Here is a 16,835-nt window from a genome sequence, read left to right on the forward strand (position 1 = left end):
CCACGGTCTTGTGTTTGGCCAGGGCCCCGCGCCGGTCCGTCCTGGACGGCGCACGAGCCACGTCCGGCGCTGTGGCCATGGTCCTCGGGAGAAGTTCAGCGGCGCACGAGGAGCGCGATCACCGCAACGCCGATCGTCGCGACGCCGATGGCCGTCGCACCGCCGGCGCCGAGGGACGCGATCGGTCCTGCCTCCAAGATGGAGAAGAGGCCGGTCACGCAGACGCCGGCCACGGCGCTGGTGATCATCACGAACGCCACCCACATGACCCGCGTCTCCCCGTCGTGACGGTGCATGTCTTCCTCCTTCAAGCGGTGGAGCCCGGTCGGGCGTCCATCGGTGAACAGGACGCTTCCAGGTGCATATCACCTGGTCAAACCGCTATACGTAGGTTTGTGCAGGACCAAAGCACCGTCTCTGCCGTAGGATCTGTGCGCTACTAGCGTAGGAACTCACCCACTGTGGCGGAGTAACTCGTCGTTTGCTCAGGAAAGGAAGGAAGAGATAACCCCGTAACCCCGTAACCCGGTAACCCCGTAGAGCTTGTCTCTCCTGCACGAAGGTAGATCAACATGGATGATGCCCGCCGAGCCGACGCGGTCGATGCCCAACGTGGCCTGGTGCAGCGCTCGCACCGCGCGGAAGCTGTCGGCCTGCCCTCCTCCTTCGTTCAAGGAGCGGACGTGTCGGATCGGCCGCCGTTGGCTCGCCTGATCCAAGGTGGGCGAGGGGGCGAAGTCCGGCTCAAACTATTTCTGTGCATGACTTTGATCGCGACGCGTGCTCCTCACGAAATCCGCGACCCGTATACGCCGATGTATTGGTCTCGCTTGCTTGCGCTCGACCACAATGGCGGGTCGCGAAGAGTGAGTGTTGCACTAAAGTGGCTCGAAGACAACGCCTTCATTCGACGAGAAAAGAGAAGTGGGAATCTCCCAAAAATTGCACTACTAGACCCTCGGACGGGTAAGCCTTTCGTTCGCCCGAGCAAGGATTTTGTTGCAATACCACTTGGACTGTGGGACCGCGGCTGGATCGTGGATCTGTCGGCAACCGAACTCGCCGTCCTTCTTGCGCTGCTACACCATCGGGGGCCACACAGGTCAGCCCGGTACATTCCCACTCCAACAAGGGCACTTTATGGTCTATCCGCGGACACGTGGACGCGAGCGACTAAGAATCTGACGGCACATGGCATACTGACCGTCGGCAGGACTCCTCAGGGGAGTGAATTTCACTTTCAGCGGATGCGAAACACCTACAAGCTTGATGATACCAATTTGTCTCGCGTGGCTTCGCCATAAATCGCCTTTCGGGGCGATATGGCGTGATGCTCAGAGATCTTCTGCAGTCGTTCGTCGTAAGCCGATCAGAAGAGTGCTTTCGCCGAGCTTCGATATCGGGCATACTGCTGCAATGCAGTGGCCAGTGAGTGCAGAGATCGCGGCCTGTGTCGCGCGCTTCTATTTCGGTGGCGCAGGACCGTCGCACCGCAAGTTGACACACGCATTCCAGACCTCTGGCTATGGTGAGTTTGATACCTACGATCCGGAGACTGGCCTGCCGAACAAGGAAACACGCGTCCAGAACGTACTCCGCGTAGCTGTCAGGAGACCAGCCGGCTCTCGATCACTTGTAGACTCGCTCTTAATCGATCTTCGAATCGAAGGATGCTTCTCTTCTGACTCTCGCTCGAGCGATGCGGAAAATGTGCGACGCGCATTTCAGCAGGTCGGCTGGCTACTGACCGACGACGGATACCTAAACCCGATCGGAGAAATCGATCTCGAGACGGGAGGTCGCCTTGCTCTCGACGAACAAATTGCACGACTGCGCCGCTCGACAAATGATCCCGCTATTCTAATTGGATCCGCAAAGGAAATACTGGAGGCAGTAGCGAAGTTCGTACTAGAGGAAGTCGGAATGCCCCCGTCGAAGCACGCCGACTTCGGCCAGCTTCTTTATCTTGCTCGCGAAAGGTTAGGCGTACTCCCGGATAGCGTCGCGGGGGACGTCCCCGGCGCGAAACATATAAAATCGATTCTCGGAGGGTCTTGGATGATCGCAGAGAAGGTAAACGAACTGCGAAATCTCCAGGGCACTGGCCATGGACGCACACTGCCAACGGGAGTGACTGCGGAAGTTGCACTTCTTGTTGTTCGTCAAGCGTGCCTGGTCGCGGAGTTCTTACTAACGACCTTAGACCGCTTGCACGGTCGTAACCAGTAGACGGCCCCGTCAACGCGCGGTCGCCGCCTTGAATGGCTCTGAGATGAGCATCTAGTTTCAGTGCCCTGATACTCGGGTCTACGTCGAGGTTGGGGCGTTTCGGTGGGTCGGACCTCCCGCTCAAGGCCGCGAGGCCAAGAATTCTGGTGGAACGCCTTCGGCGTGGCCTGTCGGCCCGGTGGCTTACCACGGCCGACCTCACGGGAAAGGGCGCTGCGCGTCGCCTTCGGCGACCGGACTGCGTCCGGCCCTTGCCCGCGAGCCTCTTCGGCCGCGGTGGGACGCCTTGCGGCGGCGGGGAACAAGCGCCCCGCCACCCCAAGGGGTACCCGGGCCGACAGGCCCGACGTCATCGGGAGGCCAGCATGGCGAGCAGGACCAGGCGGACGCGCAGCACCACGGCGGAGATCAACCCCATCGCCCCGGCCGGGGCGTGGAAGCCGGGCGACCCGGCTCTAGGCGTCGCTGCGGCGGCGGTGGTGAGCATGGTGCTGCGGGTCGCCGGGCCCGTGCCGACCCGGGTGGACCTGCGCAACGCGGGCACCTCGGAACAGCAGCTCGGGCTCACGCTGGGCGCGGTGCTGGTCTACCTGCGCTCGCACTACACCGCTCGGGCGATCCACGAGGCGTGGGCGCAGGCCGCGCCGCTGGCCTCGGCGCTCGTGCCGGTGCTGACTGGTCGCCGCCGCGGGGTGCTGGCGACCGACGGGCCGTGGTCGGCGACCGCGCTGGTCCGGCTCGGCGGGGCGCCGAAGGTGCGGACCTACCTGTTGGAGGCCCGGCCGGGCTCGGAGTTTCCGTCGGTGCTGCGGATGGAGGTCGGGCCGGTCACGTGGGAGATCTACGACGGCGCGTCCTACACCGCTCTACTGCGGGGGTGGCGGACCGCGATGCACATCCTGGCCGCGAACGACCCGGAGGCGGTCTGACTGTGGACGGGTCGGCCCGGACGCTGGCGTGTGCGGGCTGACCTCGCCAGGCTCGCCGACATGGATGAGACGGCGTGGCGGGTGGGCGTCCTGCGGCCCGGAGCGGAGAACACCGACTGGGTCGGCAGCGGCGTCGAGCCGGACTGGCCGGCCGCGCGGGCCGCCGCGGTCGCGGCGCTCGACGAGCTCGTGCGGGTCGAGGCGCGTCGCCAGGAGTACCGGTTCGAGGTCGGCCCGGTCGTTGGGTACGCGATGCCCGGCGTCGACGAGGACGGCCGCCTGGACTCCGAGGACCTGGCTGGTGTCCTTCCCGTCACGCTCGATCGGTGACGCGATTCGATCCGCGCCCGGGTGATCACCACCGCGAGAGCCCGCGACCACGATTTCGTGCGCTCTCTCGGGGCGGATGCGGCGATCGACTTCACCACGGCGGACTACGTCGATGCCGTGGCCGAGTTGACCAGGGGCAGCGGGGTCGATGTCGTCCTCGACACGATCGGCGGTGACACGCTCACCCGCAGCCCGCTGACGCTCGCCGACTTCGGTCGCGTCGTCAGCGTCGTCGACATCGCGCAGCCGCAGAATCTCATCGAGGCGTGGGGCCGGAACGCCGCCTATCACTTCGTCTTCACCCGGCAGAACCGGGGAAAGCTGGACGCGCTGACCGCGCTGGTCGAGCGCGGTCTCGTGAAGCCGGTCATCGGCGCGACCCTTCCGCTCGCTCGAACGGGCGAGGCTCACGAACTGCTGGAGAACAGGCAGTCGTACGCACTCCGCGGCAAGGTCGCGATCGATGTGGCGGGCGACACCGTCGCGCTGCCCCCTCGCGTCCCGTAGCGGATCAGCTCCGCCCGGAGAACGTGGCGCGGTACTCGGAGGGGGACACGTCCAGGAGCCGGCGGAAGTGCAGCCGGAGGTTCGATCCGGTTCCCAGGCCGACCTGGTCCGCGATGCGGTCGACCGAGAGCCTCGTGCTCTCCAGGAGTTCGCGGGCGGTGTCCACCCGCGCCCGGAGGATCCACTGCAGTGGGGTGGTGCCGGTCTCCTCGGCGAAACGGCGCAGGAACGTCCGTGGCGACATCCGTGCGTGTGCGGCGAGTCCGGCGATCGTGAGCGGCTGGTCGAGCTGCGTCATGGCCCACTCACGTGTCGCGGCGAGGGTTTCGCCGTGGGTAGCCGAGCTGGTCCTCGGCAGGTACTGGGCCTGCCCCCCGGTCCGGTAGGGGGCGGTGACGAGTCCTCGTGCGATCTCGTTCGCCGCGCTCACGCCGAGGTCGCGCCGGACGATGTGCAGGCACAGGTCGAGACCGGCGGCCGCCCCCGCCGAGGTGAGGACGGATCCCTCGTCGACGAAGAGCACGTTCGGCTCGACCGTGACCCGCGGATGCCGTTCCGCGAGCTTCCCCGCCGCATCCCAATGCGTCGTCGCCCGCAGACCGTCGAGCAGGCCGGCGTCCGCGAGGGCGAAGGCGCCGTAGCAGATCGACGCGATGCGTGTCCCGCGCGATGCGGCGCTCCGGAGCGCCTCGCACACCTGCACCGGAATCGGCCTACCCGCCGGGGCGTACCCCGGTACGACGATCGTGTCCGCGTCGGTCAGCGCGTCCAGGCCGCGCGGGACCGCGTAGCCGAAGCTTCCGTGTGACGGCACCGTTCCGGCGGTGACCCCGCAGGCCGACACCTCGTAGGGGAACCCCGACTCCGGATGAAACACCTCTGCCGGGATCCCGACGTCCAGCGGGAGCGCCCCGTCGAGCACGAGGACCACCACCTGATGCGGTCGCTGCATGACCCGACTCCGATCCGGTCGACGAGCGCCGGCCGCGTCACCATCCTCGCAGGTGTGTGCATTCCCGCCACCTCGTGGACGGCGCCAGGTGCATCCGGCTGTCCACTTCCCCGGAGCCGGAGTGAGCGCTGCACACGGTCTTGCTGTCGAGCTCCCAGACCCGGCGTCATACGCGATGTGAAGCAGGGGCGCCTACCTCTATTTCACAGTTCACTACCCTACATATCGTAGAGTGGGTAGGCGCATTCTATGAGAAGGCAGACGGTAAGTCCGTTCCGAACCGGGGCTCCAGGTGTCTGGTCCCACGAGATGTCGAATACTGGTGCGCGAACAAAGAGTATCTCTGGGCCTCAGTAGGAGACAAGCGGTGCGAGCGTAGAGCCAGGGCGGATCTACTACGCAGCCGTGACCACGGCGAAGGTAGACTTGCGCCGTGGCTACTGATCTGGAATCAGTGTGGATCGTTCTCGAGGAGGATGTAGCTGATAATCAGGTGGTGGGTGTCTTCTCCTCGTCGCGTGAGGCAGGCGAGTATGTCGATCGATTGAGTAGCACGTTTCCTGGATCCACATTTTCTTATGGCGAGTACGCTGTTGGGTGGAATCGATCCCAGAGTGCTCATGGATTCGGTCGCTGAGCTGAGGAACTTGCGGAGGGTGGAGAGTCATCGACCCGACCGCCCGGTGAGGCGCGGTGACGAGTCCTTGCGCGATCTCGTTCGCCGCGATGGAAGGGTGAAGGTCCACACGGTGGCTCGATAGTGTGTTGCTGTGCGGTGGTCGACGACCGTGAGTGCGTGGACCCGCCGCGAGGCGGGTCTGACCGCAGCCCTGGGATCGGCGGCCGCGCTGGCCGCGCTGTCGGTGCCGTTGAACCTGCCGTGGCTGGCGACGGTGGGGCTGGTCGTCGCGGCGGTTGGGGCGTCGGCCCGTCTGGGGGTCGGGTGGGCGCGCAACCGGCTGGAACGGCGCCGGGAACGGGTCGAGTCCGCCCGGAGGCTGCGCGTCCCGATCACTGCCGTCACCCACGTGGATCAGACGGTGATCGGTGTCGATCCCGCCGCACAGGACCTGATCGAGGGGGGCCGGCTGCCGCGGTACCTCCCGCGGGATCGCGACGCCGAGCTCGTCGACGCACTGGTCGAGGCGATCGAGGGACGTGGAAGCCGCCTGGTGGTGGTCGTCGGCCCGTCGAAGGTGGGGAAGTCCCGCACGCTGTTCCAGGCCCTGCTCGCGTGCACGGAGGTCTGCCCGTCGGCGAAAGATCTGCACGTCGTCGCGCCGATCGACGGCGATGGGTTGCGCGCGCTGCTGCTCCCCGGACAGGAACCCCGGCTCGGGGCCCGGCCGGCGGTGTTGTGGCTCGACGATCTCGAACCGTTCCTCAACCAGGCCGTGACGTGGCAGACCCTGCGGGCCTGGACGAGCGGCGGGCGCGGCCGGATCGTGGTCGCCACCTACGGCGGCAAGGGCTCCGATCTGGTCGCCGAGGCCGGAGCGACGGACAAGCTCACCACCGCGGCCGGCCTGCTGCTCCAGCAGGCCCGGGAGATCCACCTCATCGCCACCAGCGAGTCCGAGCTCGGTGCGCTGGTCAGCCGGCGGGCCATGCCCTCCGACGAGCGGACCCTGGTGGCCAGGTTCGGGCTGGCGGCGTTCCTGGTGGCCGGGCCGGCCCTGCAACGCAAGCTCGGTACCGCCCGTCATGCACCAGGGGCCGTGCCGTGCGTGGAGGGCGTCGCGGTGGTCCGGGCCGCGGTGGACTGGGCGCGGTGCGGGCGGACCGACCCGATCACCGACGAGATCCTGCGGCACGTCTGGACCAGCTACCTGCCGCCCGGCACCGTCGCCTCCGACGACGGGTTCACCCGCGGGATCGAGTGGGCGTTGCAGCCGGTCGCCGGATCGGTGGCACTGCTCTACCGGGCGGGCAGCTACCTCGCCTACGACTACGTGGTGCGCCTGATCCGGGATCGTCCCGGAGCGACCGGGCCACCCGACGCGACCTGGCGGGCCGCGGTCGATACGGCGGAGCCGGACACCGCCACGGCGGTCGGGGAGGCCGCCTACCGGGCGCACCGGCTGGAGGACGCGGCTGCGTCGTTCCGGGTCGCTCACAGATCATCGGATCCGGCGGCCGCCGCGCTCGCCGGCGGCAACCTCGGTGTCGTGCTCAGCAAGCTCGGCCGGCCCGAGGAAGCGGTCGCGGTCTACCGGCAGGTCGTGGACCGCAACGGCGACGACCCCGCCCCGGCCATGCGCGAGCAGGTCGCCGGCACGCTCGTCAACCTGGGTGTCGACCTCGGGGCGCTCGGTCGCTCCGAGGAGGCGGTGGCCGTCTATCAGCAGGTGGTGGACCGCTACGGAGAGGATTCCACCCCCGCGCTGCGGGAGCAGACCGCCACCGCGTTGTACGCAACGGGCGTGCGTCTGGCGGTGCTCGGCCGGCCCGAGGAGGCCGTCAGCGTCTATCGGCAGGTCGTCGACCGCTACGGCGACGACTCCGCCCCTGCGCTGCGGGAACAGGCGGCCACCGCGCTGGTGAACACGGGTGCGGTGTTCGGGGTACTCGGCCGGCCGGAGGAGGCGGTAGCGGCATATTGGCAGGTGGTGGACCGCTATGCGGACGATCCTGCGCCGGTGTTGCGGGAGCAGGCTGCGAAGGCGCTGGTGAACACGGGTGCGGTACTCGGGGTGCTCGGTCGGTCGGAGGAGGCGCTTGCGGCCTGCCGGCAGGTGGTGGACCGGTACGGCGACGATGCGTCCGCGGTGCTGCGGGAGCAGACGGCGAAGGCGTTGTTCAACATGGGCGCCCTGCTCGGGGTGCTCGGTCGGTCGGATGAGGCGCTCGCGGCCTATCGACAGGTGGTGGACCGCTACGCGGACGATCCTGCGCTGCGGGAGCAGGCTGCGAAGGCGCTGGTGAACACGGGTGCCGTGCTCGGGGTGCTCGATCGGCCGGATGAGGCGCTTGCGGCCTGCCGGGAGGTGGTGGACCGGTACGGCGACGATGCGTCCGCGGTGCTGCGGGAGCAGACGGCGACGGCACTGTTCAACATGGCCGCGGTGCTCGGGGCGCTCGGTCGGGACGACGAGGCCGCCGCGGCCTATCGGCAGGTCGTTCACCGCTACGGCGACGATCCCACTCCCGGACTGCGCGAGGTGGTCGGATTCGCGACCGAAGCTCTCGACGGACGTTCGCCGGCCGACGACCGGTAGCGACGACCTGTCTGCCGGTCCTCCACCAGACGTGTCATCGCGTGCCCCTCCGCCCATCCCGTCGCTACCGTTGCGCGGTGAGCCGCAGCTTCTCCGTCGTCTGTGAGATCGAGCCCCCCACCAGGCCGGACCTGACGCGCGCCCGGCACCAGATCGGCATGCTCGCCCCGGTCGTCGACGACTTCCTGATCCCGGACAACCACATCGGCCGGGCGACGGTGTCGAGCATCGCGGTCGCGAACGAGGTGCACGCGATGGGACGGCGGAGCATCGCCTGCCTCAACTCCCGGGACCGCAACCTGCTCGGCCTCCGGCGCGACCTGCTCACGGCGGCCGCGTACGGGGTCGACCGCTTCCTGTTCGTCGCCGGCGACAAGCCGACGGCCGGCGACCGGGCCGGCGGGCTCACCGTGCGGACGATGATCGAGGAGGCCCGGGCCATCACCGGGCGGCCGGAGTTCGCCGGGGTGCAGCCGTTCGGGATCGGCGTCACGTCGGGCAGCCGCCGCCGGCTCGCCCCGTGGAAGCGGGCGGCCGACTTCGTGTTCCTGCAGGTCGGCTTCTCGGTGGACGAGGTCGTGCGGTGGCGCGAGGAGAACCCGACCGACCAGCCCGTCCACGCCGGCGTCATGGTGCTGGCGAGCGCCGGGATGGCGGCCCGGCTGCGGGCGAGCGTCCCGGACATCGAGATCCCGGATGCGCTGGTCGACCGGGTCGCCGCCGATCCCGATGCCGGGGTGGCCGCCGCGTGCGAGCAGGTCGTCGCGCTGCGGGACAGCGGGGCCTGCGACGGCGTGCACTTCGTCCCCGTCAGCCGCTACCGGCAGGTGGCGATCGAACTGGAGCGCCTGCTCCGGAAGCCGCCGGACGACGACCGCCCGGCGTAGCGCAGCACCACTTCGGACGTCTCGTCGAGCAGACCCGGATCGACGTCGGCCGCATCGGGTACGGCTGCTCCCCGGAGCAGGACGCGGAGATCAACGCCGGGGAGGCCGCCGCGCAGGACGAGTACTGGGCGCGGTGCGCGGACACCCCGCCCGGCGTGGACGGCTGCTGGACCGGGATCGGGTCGGTCGTGATCGTCTGCCGGCGTTCGACCGTCGATCGCTGGGGTATCAGCTCCCGCCGGCAGCGGGACCCGGGCGCCCCCCGGTCGTGGCGTACCGGGCGGCGGTGGTGCGGACGGCCTCGTCGACCACCTCGGCGGCGCGTTCGGCGCTCACCTCCCAGCCGGGCACCAGCAGGGTGGGCCAGAAGACGTAGTTGGAGATCATCCCGAGGAACTGGGTGGCGGCGAGGTCGACGTCGTCGATCCGCACCGTTCCCTGCTCGTGCTCGGCCACGAGGTAGCTGCGCAGGGCCTCGAAGTAGGGCATCTTGCCGTGCGCGAACTGCGCATGGGCCAGCTCGGGGAACCGCGGGAGCTCGGCGATCACGATCCGGAACAGGTCGGTCATCCGGGGGCGGCCCAGCAGCTCGGCGTAGCGCCGGCCGAGGGTGCCGAGCCCTTCGACGATGTCGCCCGCGGGCGGCGGATCGGCCTCGTCGGCGGACGACCACGACTCGGTCACGATGGCGTCGAACAGGGCGGCCTTGCTCGGGAACTGCTTGAACAGGGTGGCCCGGGACACGCCCGAGGACTCCGCGATCCGCGCCAGCGACGTCCGGTCGTAGCCCTGCTCCAGGAACAGCGCGGTCGCGGCCGTCACGATCAGCGCGCGCTTCTCCCGGGCGACGCGCTGGTGGTACGTCGTCACGTCACCGCTCATGGGCCGAGCATACGAGGTGAGTGGCTTGACTCGCTATCGTTGCCGACCTAGTGTCCGGGGGGATGGTGAGTCGATCGGCTCACCACCGGTCGTCGCCCACCGTCGGCGATCCACCCACCTCCCGGAGGACACATCCGATGCCCCGCTTCGACAACCAGACCGTGCTCGTCACCGGTGGCACCGGCGGCCAGGGAACGAGCCACGTGCGCGCCTTCCACGCGGAGGGGGCGAACGTGGTGATCGGCGGCCTGGACGCCGAACGCGGCGCCGCGCTCGCCGACGAGCTCGGGCCCCGCGCGCACTTCGTCCACCTCGACGTCACCGAGGAGAGCTCGTGGGCCGCCGCCGTGCCGGCCGCCGAGCGTGCCTTCGGTTCGCTGGACGTGCTGGTCAACAACGCGGGTGTGCAGAACCCGCCGGCCCCGATCGAGCACACCGACCGGGCCACCTGGTCGCGCATCCTCGACGTCAACCTCACCGGGACCTTCCTCGGGATCAGGGCCGCGATCCCGGCGCTGCGCCGCGCGGGCGGGGGCAGCATCGTCAACATCGCCTCGATCATGGCCATGGGCGGCACGGCGCACTACGCGCCCTACGTCGCCGGCAAGTGGGCGGTGCGCGGCCTGACCCGGACGGCGGCGCTCGAACTCGGCCGCGACCGGATCCGGGTGAACACCATCCATCCCGGCGTGATCGCGACCCCGTTCATCCACGAACCGGCGGCCGGCGCCACCGCGGCGATCGCCGACTTCTACTCGCCCGAGCCGTTCGCCGTCCCCCGGCTCGGGGAGCCGACCGACGTCACCCGGCTCCTGCTGTTCCTCACCTCGTCGGAGGCGTCGTTCATCACCGGATCGGAGTACGTCGTCGACGGTGGGCTGCTGCTCGGCCCGGCCCTCCCGGCCGAGGCCGCATGAGCACCCCGGACCCGTCCGGCACGGCGCACCTGCCCGACCACATCCGGCGCGCCGTCGAGATCACCCCGGCCGCGGGCACCCGCGAACGGATCATCGACATCACCACGCGGGGGCGCCGCACCGGGCGGCCACGCCGCATCGAGATCTTCTTCTACCGTGCCGCCGGCGCCGTCTACCTGTGCAGCGGCGCCGGCGGCGGCGCGACCGGCTGGCACGCGAACCTGCTCGCTGATCCCGAGTTCACCTTCCACCTCAGGAACGGGATCCGTGCCGATCTGCCCGCCCGGGCCACGCCGGTCACCGACCCGGCCGAACGCCGGGCCGTGCTGGCCGAGATCGTCGCGGATCTCAACCAGCCGCACGATCCCGGCACCATCCGGCCGACCCGGCCGGAGGACTGGGCGGAGAGCCGGCTGATGCGCGTCGAGTTCCGGCACCGGCCGTGATCGCGGATCCGCCCGCCCGCGCTCAGACGACGGCGAGCGGATCCAGCATCGACCCGGTCGCCCCGGCGATCTTGAGCGGCAGCGCGACGAACAGGAACTCGTGCACCCCGGCGGCGGCGAGCTCCTCCAGATCGAGGCTCTCCAGGATGTAGATCCCGCCCTCGACGAGCAGCCGGGTGTGCACCGGCTGCGGATTGGACGGCACGCCGGGATCCGGTGCGGGCTGCACCTCGAAGGTCTCGGTGTCGCTGCCCACCGCGATCACGCCGCGCTCGGCGAGCAGCTCGGCCGCCGACAGGTCGGGGCCGGGGGACACGTGCCGGGCCATCCGTTCGGCGTCCGGCCACAGGCCCATGTAGCCGGTGCGGAACAGCACGACGTCCCACCGGCCGATCGCGGTCCCCTGCGCCGCGGCGATCGCCTGCACCTCGGCGGCGTCGACCGGGGCGCCCGCCGGGAGGCAGTCCACCCCGCGGTGCCCGGCGACGTCGAGCAGCACGCCGCGGGTGAACAGCGGCGGGATGGTCGCCGCGTCGCCGACGGTGGGGCCGAAGTCGCCGAGGTGCTCGGCGGCGTTGGCGCCGCCGAACCAGTGGTCGTCGTCGCCGACGGTGATGTGCGCGAGCGCGTCGATGTGCGCGCCGGAGTGCACGGTCGAGGTGATCACCTCGGTCATGCAGGCGAGGCCGACCTCGTTCGGCGTGTGCGGCCACAGGTCGTCCCCGGCGACCCGCAGGCCGCGCGGGGTCCGGTAGGACTGCACCTGGAACGGCGGGTGGCCGGGGAACAGCGGCATCCCCGGGAACCGGGTGGCCGCCAGCGAGTACTGCCGGCCGGTGCGCACCAGACCGGCGGCGGCGACCCGTTGCGCGGCGGGGACCTCGCCCGCCGGACCGGCGTGTCCGGTCACCGGGCCTCCCGGGCGGCCGCCACCGCCGCGACGACGCGTTCCGGCGTCATGGGCAGCTCGTCGATCCACACGCCGAGCGGCTTGAGCGCGTCGCCGATCGCGCTGGCGATCGCCGTCGGGGCGACCAGCCGGCCGCCCTCGCCGGCCCCCTTGACGCCGTACTCGGTGAACGGCGAGGGCGTCTCGCGGTGCTCCAGCACGATCTCGGGCGCCTCGTGCACGCTGGGCAGCAGGTACTCGCGGAAGGTGGGCGTGCCGAGCGTGCCGTCCGCGCCGTAGCTGTACTCCTCCATCAGCGCGGCGCCGATGCCCTGCACGATGCCGCCGACCACCTGGCCCTCGACCAGCGCCGGGTTCATCAGGGTGCCGCAGTCGTTGACCGCGTAGTACTTCAGCACCGTCACGACGCCGGTCTCCGGGTCCACCTCGACGATCGGGATGTGGCAGGCGTGCGACACCATCGGGTAGAAGGCGCCCATGTCCGTGCGGTCCGCGGCCGGCGGGGTGGAGTACGGGTGGTCGTAGGTGAAGGTCTCGACCAGCCCGCTCTTCTCCTCCTCGGGGTTGTCGTGCTTGAACAGGTGGGCGCGCATCGCGACGTCGGACATCGACATCGACGTGTGCGGCGCCCCCTTGGCGCGGAAGGTGCCGTCCACGCACTCGACGTCCTCGGGCGCCATCTCCATCGCGTTCGCGGCGATCCGGATCATCTTGGCGCGGATCGAGCGGGAGGCGCCGCGGGTCGCGCCGGACAGCATGATCGTCAACCGGCTGCCGCCCGGGCCCGCGGACGGCGCGCCGGTGGTCGAGTCCGCGTACCCGACCGAGACGTCCGCCGGGTCGATGCCGAACTCCTCGGCGACGACCTGGCTGACGACCGTCTCCGGGCTGTTGCCCCAGAGCGGACAGCCGAGCTCGACCCGGACGCCGCCGGTGGCGTCGACGTTGAGCTTGATGCTCTCCGGGGTGCTGGTGGCGCCCAGCGGGGGATTGTCGTAGAGGAACCACCACTCGCTGGCGTTGTAGCCGGTGCGCTCCTGGCAGCTGGCCAGCCCGATCCCGAGGTAGCGGCCCTCGGCCCGCAGCCGTTCCTTCTCCTTCTCCCAGTACCCGAGGTCGGCGATCTCCAGCGCGCGGTCCAGGACGGCCTCGTAGTCGCCGCTGTCGTAGACGTTGCCGGTGGGGACCTTGTAGGGGAACTCGTCGGGCCGGATGAAGTTGCGCCGCCGCAGCTCGGCCCGGTCGATGCCGAGCTCGTCGGCGGCGGCGTCGACCAGGCGTTCCAGGATGAAGTTGCCCGGATCGGCGCCCGCGCCGCGGAAGAAGCCCTGCTGCACCTTGTTGGTGAGCACGCAGGAGACGTCGTAGCGCAGGCTGCCGATCCGGTACGGCCCGGTCGGCTGGGCCATCGCGTTGCCGTGCTGGCCGTGCGCGAACTGGAAGTAGGCGCCGTAGTCGTCGATGATCTTCAGGGTGAGCCCGGTGAACTCGCCGTCGGCGGAGACGGCGAGCTCGGCGTCGTAGATCCGGTCGCAGCCGACGTTGTCGTTGGCCGAGATGTTGTCGATCCGGTCCTCCAGGAACTTCACCGGACGGCCGGCGGCCCTGCTCAGCGCGCCGGCGATCGCGATCACCTTGTTGATCAGGTGCTTGCTGCCGAAGCTGCCGCCGGCCGCGCACGGGATCATCCGGAGCCGGTTGTTGGGCACGCCGAGCATCCCGGCGAACGACCACGGCAGGAAGTTGTGGAAGTTCGTGTTGGACCAGACGGTCATGTCCTTCGCGTACGGGTCGTACGAGCAGATCGCGCCGGCGGTCTCGATCGGCTGGGCGCCCATCCGGTGCCAGCGGGCCGTACGGCGGACGACGGTGTGGGCACGGGCGAGGTCACCCTCGACGTCGCCGAAGTCCAGCGACCGCTGGAACACCACGTTGCTGTCCAGGGTGTCGTGCACCCGTCCGGCGTCCGGGCCCATCGCCTGCACCGGATCGACGACGGGCGGCAGCAGCTCGTACTCGACCCGGATGAGCGCGCAGGCGTCCTCGGCGACGTACCGGTCGGTGGCCGCGACCGAGGCGACCGCCTCCCCGGGATAGCGCACCTTGTCGACCGCCACCGCGTGCTGGGGGACCGGCTCGGCGCAGAACGAGGTCATCGGGTTGACGTGGGCGAGCGCCTCCGCCCCGGTCAGCACGGCGACCACGCCGGGCAGCGCCCGCGCCGCGCTGGTGTCGATCGAGACGATCCGGGCGTGCGCGTGCGGGCTGCGGAGCACCGCGGCGTGCAGCATCCCGGGGACGGTGACGTCGCCGATGTAGCCGCCGCGCCCGGCGAGCAGCCGCGGGTCCTCCTTGCGGGGCACGCTCCGGCCGACCCAGCGGTAGCCGGTCCGGTCCGGGGCGGCGGTGTCCGGTGTGTGCTCGGCGATGCTCATGCGTCCGCTCCGGTGGTGGCGTTCGGGTTCTCGGCGGCGACGAGCCGGCCTGCCGCGCACACCGATCGGACGATGTTCTGGTAGCCGGTGCAGCGGCACAGGTTCCCGGAGATCGACTCGCGCACGTCGGCGGGTTCGGGCAGCGGTGTCCGGTCGAGCAGTTCGCAGGCCGACATCAGCATCCCGGAGGTGCAGAAGCCGCACTGCAGGCCGTGGTTCTCGACGAACGCCCGCTGGATGGGGTGCAGCGTGCCGTCCGGCGCGGCCAGCGACTCCACGGTGCGGATCGACGTGCCGTCCAGCTGCGCGGCGAACAGCAGGCAGGACCGGGTGGTCCGGCCGTCGAGCAGCACCGTGCACGCGCCGCAGACCCCCTGCTCGCACCCGGCGTGGGTGCCGGTCAGGGCGAGCTCGTCGCGCAGGAAGTCGACCAGCAGCGTGCGCGGTTCGACGAGGGTGTCGTGCGCGACGTCGTTCACGACGAGACGGATGCGGACCTTATCGGGCATCGGGGTTCTCCTGGCCGGCTCGGGTGACGGCGGTCTGCAGGGATCGCCGGGTCAGCACGCCGGCGAGATGGCGGCGGAACGACGCGGAGCCGTGGCAGTCGCCGATCGGCTCGACCGCGGCCGCCGCCAGCGCGGCTGCCTCGGCGATCCGGTCGGTCCCGGGGACGGCGCCGAGCAGCGACGCCTCGGCGTCGCGGGCCCGCACCGGGCGCCGGTCCACCGCGCACAGGGCGATCCGGGCGGTCTCGACGGCGCCGTCCGGGGTGAGCGTGAGGACCGAGCCGACGCCGCACATCGGCAGGTCACCGTGCCGCCGGGAGACCTCGACGAAGGCCGAGCCGGTCCGCTCCGGCCGGGTGCCGGGGATGCGGACCGCCACCGCCAGCTCGTCGTCGGCGAGGCTGGTGCGGAACGGCCCGACGAAGAAGTCGTCGGCGTCGACGAGCCGTTCCCCCGAGCTGCTCCGCACGACGACCTGCCCGTCGAGGGCGAGCAGCGCGGCCGGCAGCTCGGCCGAGGGATCGGCGAAGGCGACGCTGCCGACCACGGTTCCGCGCTGCCGTACCGAGACGTGCGCGACGTGCCCGCCCGCCTCGCTGAACAGCGGGACACCCGCGGCGATCCGCGGATCGATCTCGCAGGAACGTTGCCGGACGATCGCGCCGACGGTGATCACCCCGTCGGTGACCGAGATCGTTCCGAGCTCGGGGATGCGGTTGATGTCGATGATCACCGACGGGGTGGAGAGGCGGGTGTTCATCAGCCGGACCAGGCTCTGGCCGCCGGCGAGCACCCGGGCCTCGGGCCCGTGCTCGGCGAGCCGGGCGACTGCTTCCTCGACGCTGCTGGGCGCCAGGTAGGCGAACGCGGCAGGTTTCAACTCCACACCTCCATGTGCGGGGAAGGGGGCGACCGGACGGTCGCTAGTCGGTGTCGCCCATCACGAGCGCACCGAAGTGCTCGATGTGGTGGCGCATCTCCTTGCCGGCGAGGACCGGATCGCGCATGCGCAGCGCGGCCAGGATCGGCTGGTGGGAGTCGACGATCTCGCGGAGCTCGGTCCGCAGGCTGGCGTAGGTGATCAACGTGCGGATCTCGGCGTGCAGCGAGCGCCACACCTCGAGCAGCAGGGTGTTCCCGGCGGTCTCGAAGATCAGTTCGTGGAACCGGGCGTCGTGCACCAGCTGGGCGTGCAGGTCACCGTCCTCGGTGGCGGCGCGCATCGCGCCGATCTCCGCGTCGAGCAGGTCCAGGACGCGGTCGGTCATCAGCGGTGCGGCGGTGCGGCCGGCGACCTCCTCGAGCGCCGCCCGCACCGGGTACATCTCGCCCATCTCCTTCCGGGAGATCGCCCGCACCCGGACCCCACGGTGCGCCTGGCTCTCGACGAACCGCATGGCCTCCAGCCCGCGCAGCGCCTCGCGGATCGGGGCCTGGCTGACCCCGTACTCCTTCATCAGCCGGCTCTCGACGATGCGTTCGCCGGGCTGGAAGTCACCGTCCAGGATCCGCTGGAGGATCTTCTCCCGGAGCTGGTCGCTGAGGACGGATCGCGTGAGACCGGCCATCGGGGCTCCTCGGTGTGCGAAGCGGTGGACCGCGCCGGTACTGCTGTGGGGCCGGGCGTCGCACCTCGCCGGAAGCCGTTCATCGAGTATCGATAATCGACTATCGTGTGTCAAGG

Annotated in this window: 16 protein-coding genes; 8 read left to right on the forward strand and 8 right to left on the reverse strand. The window is 70.1% G+C overall.

Features of this window, described 5'->3' with window-relative positions:
* Positions 1–95: 95 nt before the first annotated feature.
* Positions 96–296, reverse strand: a complete 201-nt coding sequence (locus ABD160_RS17990; protein ID WP_344023905.1) for a hypothetical protein — start codon at positions 294–296, stop codon at positions 96–98.
* Positions 297–1,428: 1,132 nt separating this feature from the next.
* On the opposite strand from ABD160_RS17990, the gene ABD160_RS17995 reads away from it, so the two are divergent.
* From ABD160_RS17995 to ABD160_RS18010, 4 genes are all read left to right on the forward strand, one after another.
* A complete protein-coding gene (locus ABD160_RS17995) occupies positions 1,429–2,229 on the forward strand; it encodes an abortive infection family protein (RefSeq protein ID WP_344023907.1) in 801 nt (266 codons plus the stop codon).
* A 365-nt stretch (positions 2,230–2,594) separates the two neighbouring features.
* Complete coding sequence (locus tag ABD160_RS18000) at positions 2,595–3,158, forward strand: hypothetical protein (protein ID WP_344023909.1); 564 nt, start codon at positions 2,595–2,597, stop codon at positions 3,156–3,158.
* A 60-nt stretch (positions 3,159–3,218) separates the two neighbouring features.
* Positions 3,219–3,488: a hypothetical protein gene (locus ABD160_RS18005; protein WP_344023911.1), complete on the forward strand. Its 270-nt coding sequence runs from the start codon at positions 3,219–3,221 to the stop codon at positions 3,486–3,488.
* Between the two features lie 21 nt (positions 3,489–3,509).
* Positions 3,510–3,995: a zinc-binding dehydrogenase gene (locus ABD160_RS18010; RefSeq protein WP_344023913.1), complete on the forward strand. Its 486-nt coding sequence runs from the start codon at positions 3,510–3,512 to the stop codon at positions 3,993–3,995.
* A 4-nt stretch (positions 3,996–3,999) separates the two neighbouring features.
* Here ABD160_RS18010 and ABD160_RS18015 read toward each other — a convergent pair whose 3' ends face one another.
* Positions 4,000–4,947, reverse strand: a complete 948-nt coding sequence (locus tag ABD160_RS18015) for a GlxA family transcriptional regulator (protein ID WP_344023915.1) — start codon at positions 4,945–4,947, stop codon at positions 4,000–4,002.
* 788 nt (positions 4,948–5,735) lie between these two features.
* On the opposite strand from ABD160_RS18015, the gene ABD160_RS18020 reads away from it, so the two are divergent.
* Positions 5,736–8,165 (forward strand): tetratricopeptide repeat protein, encoded by a 2,430-nt coding sequence (locus tag ABD160_RS18020; RefSeq protein WP_344023917.1) that lies wholly within the window; start codon positions 5,736–5,738, stop codon positions 8,163–8,165.
* A gap of 77 nt (positions 8,166–8,242) precedes the next feature.
* On the forward strand, positions 8,243–9,052 hold the full coding sequence (locus ABD160_RS18025; RefSeq protein ID WP_344023919.1) for a methylenetetrahydrofolate reductase: 810 nt from the start codon (positions 8,243–8,245) through the stop codon (positions 9,050–9,052).
* A gap of 228 nt (positions 9,053–9,280) precedes the next feature.
* Here ABD160_RS18025 and ABD160_RS18030 read toward each other — a convergent pair whose 3' ends face one another.
* Positions 9,281–9,934, reverse strand: a complete 654-nt coding sequence (locus tag ABD160_RS18030) for a TetR/AcrR family transcriptional regulator (RefSeq protein WP_344023921.1) — start codon at positions 9,932–9,934, stop codon at positions 9,281–9,283.
* 137 nt (positions 9,935–10,071) lie between these two features.
* Here ABD160_RS18030 and ABD160_RS18035 point away from each other — a divergent pair, with 137 nt between their 5' ends.
* Together ABD160_RS18035 and ABD160_RS18040 are read left to right on the forward strand one after the other, a co-directional pair.
* Positions 10,072–10,851: a glucose 1-dehydrogenase gene (locus ABD160_RS18035; RefSeq protein ID WP_344023923.1), complete on the forward strand. Its 780-nt coding sequence runs from the start codon at positions 10,072–10,074 to the stop codon at positions 10,849–10,851.
* A complete protein-coding gene (locus tag ABD160_RS18040; RefSeq protein WP_344023925.1) occupies positions 10,848–11,297 on the forward strand; it encodes a nitroreductase/quinone reductase family protein in 450 nt (149 codons plus the stop codon). Before ABD160_RS18035 ends, ABD160_RS18040 begins: the two co-directional genes overlap by 4 nt.
* 22 nt (positions 11,298–11,319) lie before the next feature.
* Here the strand turns inward: ABD160_RS18040 and ABD160_RS18045 are convergent, their stop codons facing one another.
* The 5 genes from ABD160_RS18045 to ABD160_RS18065 are packed head-to-tail and all read right to left on the reverse strand — an operon-like array spanning position 11,320 to position 16,719.
* Positions 11,320–12,207, reverse strand: coding sequence for a cyclase family protein (locus ABD160_RS18045; protein WP_344023927.1), 888 nt, complete (start codon positions 12,205–12,207; stop codon positions 11,320–11,322).
* Positions 12,204–14,642 carry a xanthine dehydrogenase family protein molybdopterin-binding subunit gene (locus ABD160_RS18050; RefSeq protein WP_344023929.1) on the reverse strand — a complete coding sequence of 813 codons (2,439 nt, stop codon included), beginning with the start codon at positions 14,640–14,642 and terminating at the stop codon, positions 12,204–12,206. Before ABD160_RS18050 ends, ABD160_RS18045 begins: the two co-directional genes overlap by 4 nt.
* Complete coding sequence (locus tag ABD160_RS18055; protein WP_344023931.1) at positions 14,639–15,151, reverse strand: (2Fe-2S)-binding protein; 513 nt, start codon at positions 15,149–15,151, stop codon at positions 14,639–14,641. The genes ABD160_RS18050 and ABD160_RS18055 overlap by 4 nt, the downstream gene beginning before the upstream one ends.
* Complete coding sequence (locus ABD160_RS18060; protein WP_344023933.1) at positions 15,141–16,037, reverse strand: FAD binding domain-containing protein; 897 nt, start codon at positions 16,035–16,037, stop codon at positions 15,141–15,143. Before ABD160_RS18060 ends, ABD160_RS18055 begins: the two co-directional genes overlap by 11 nt.
* Positions 16,038–16,074: 37 nt before the next feature.
* Positions 16,075–16,719, reverse strand: a complete 645-nt coding sequence (locus ABD160_RS18065; protein WP_344023935.1) for a GntR family transcriptional regulator — start codon at positions 16,717–16,719, stop codon at positions 16,075–16,077.
* Between the last annotated feature and the right edge of the window lie 116 nt (positions 16,720–16,835).

Origin of the sequence: Pseudonocardia kongjuensis (assembly GCF_039526905.1) — a bacterium.
Classification (GTDB): Bacteria; Actinomycetota; Actinomycetes; order Mycobacteriales; family Pseudonocardiaceae; genus Pseudonocardia; species Pseudonocardia kongjuensis.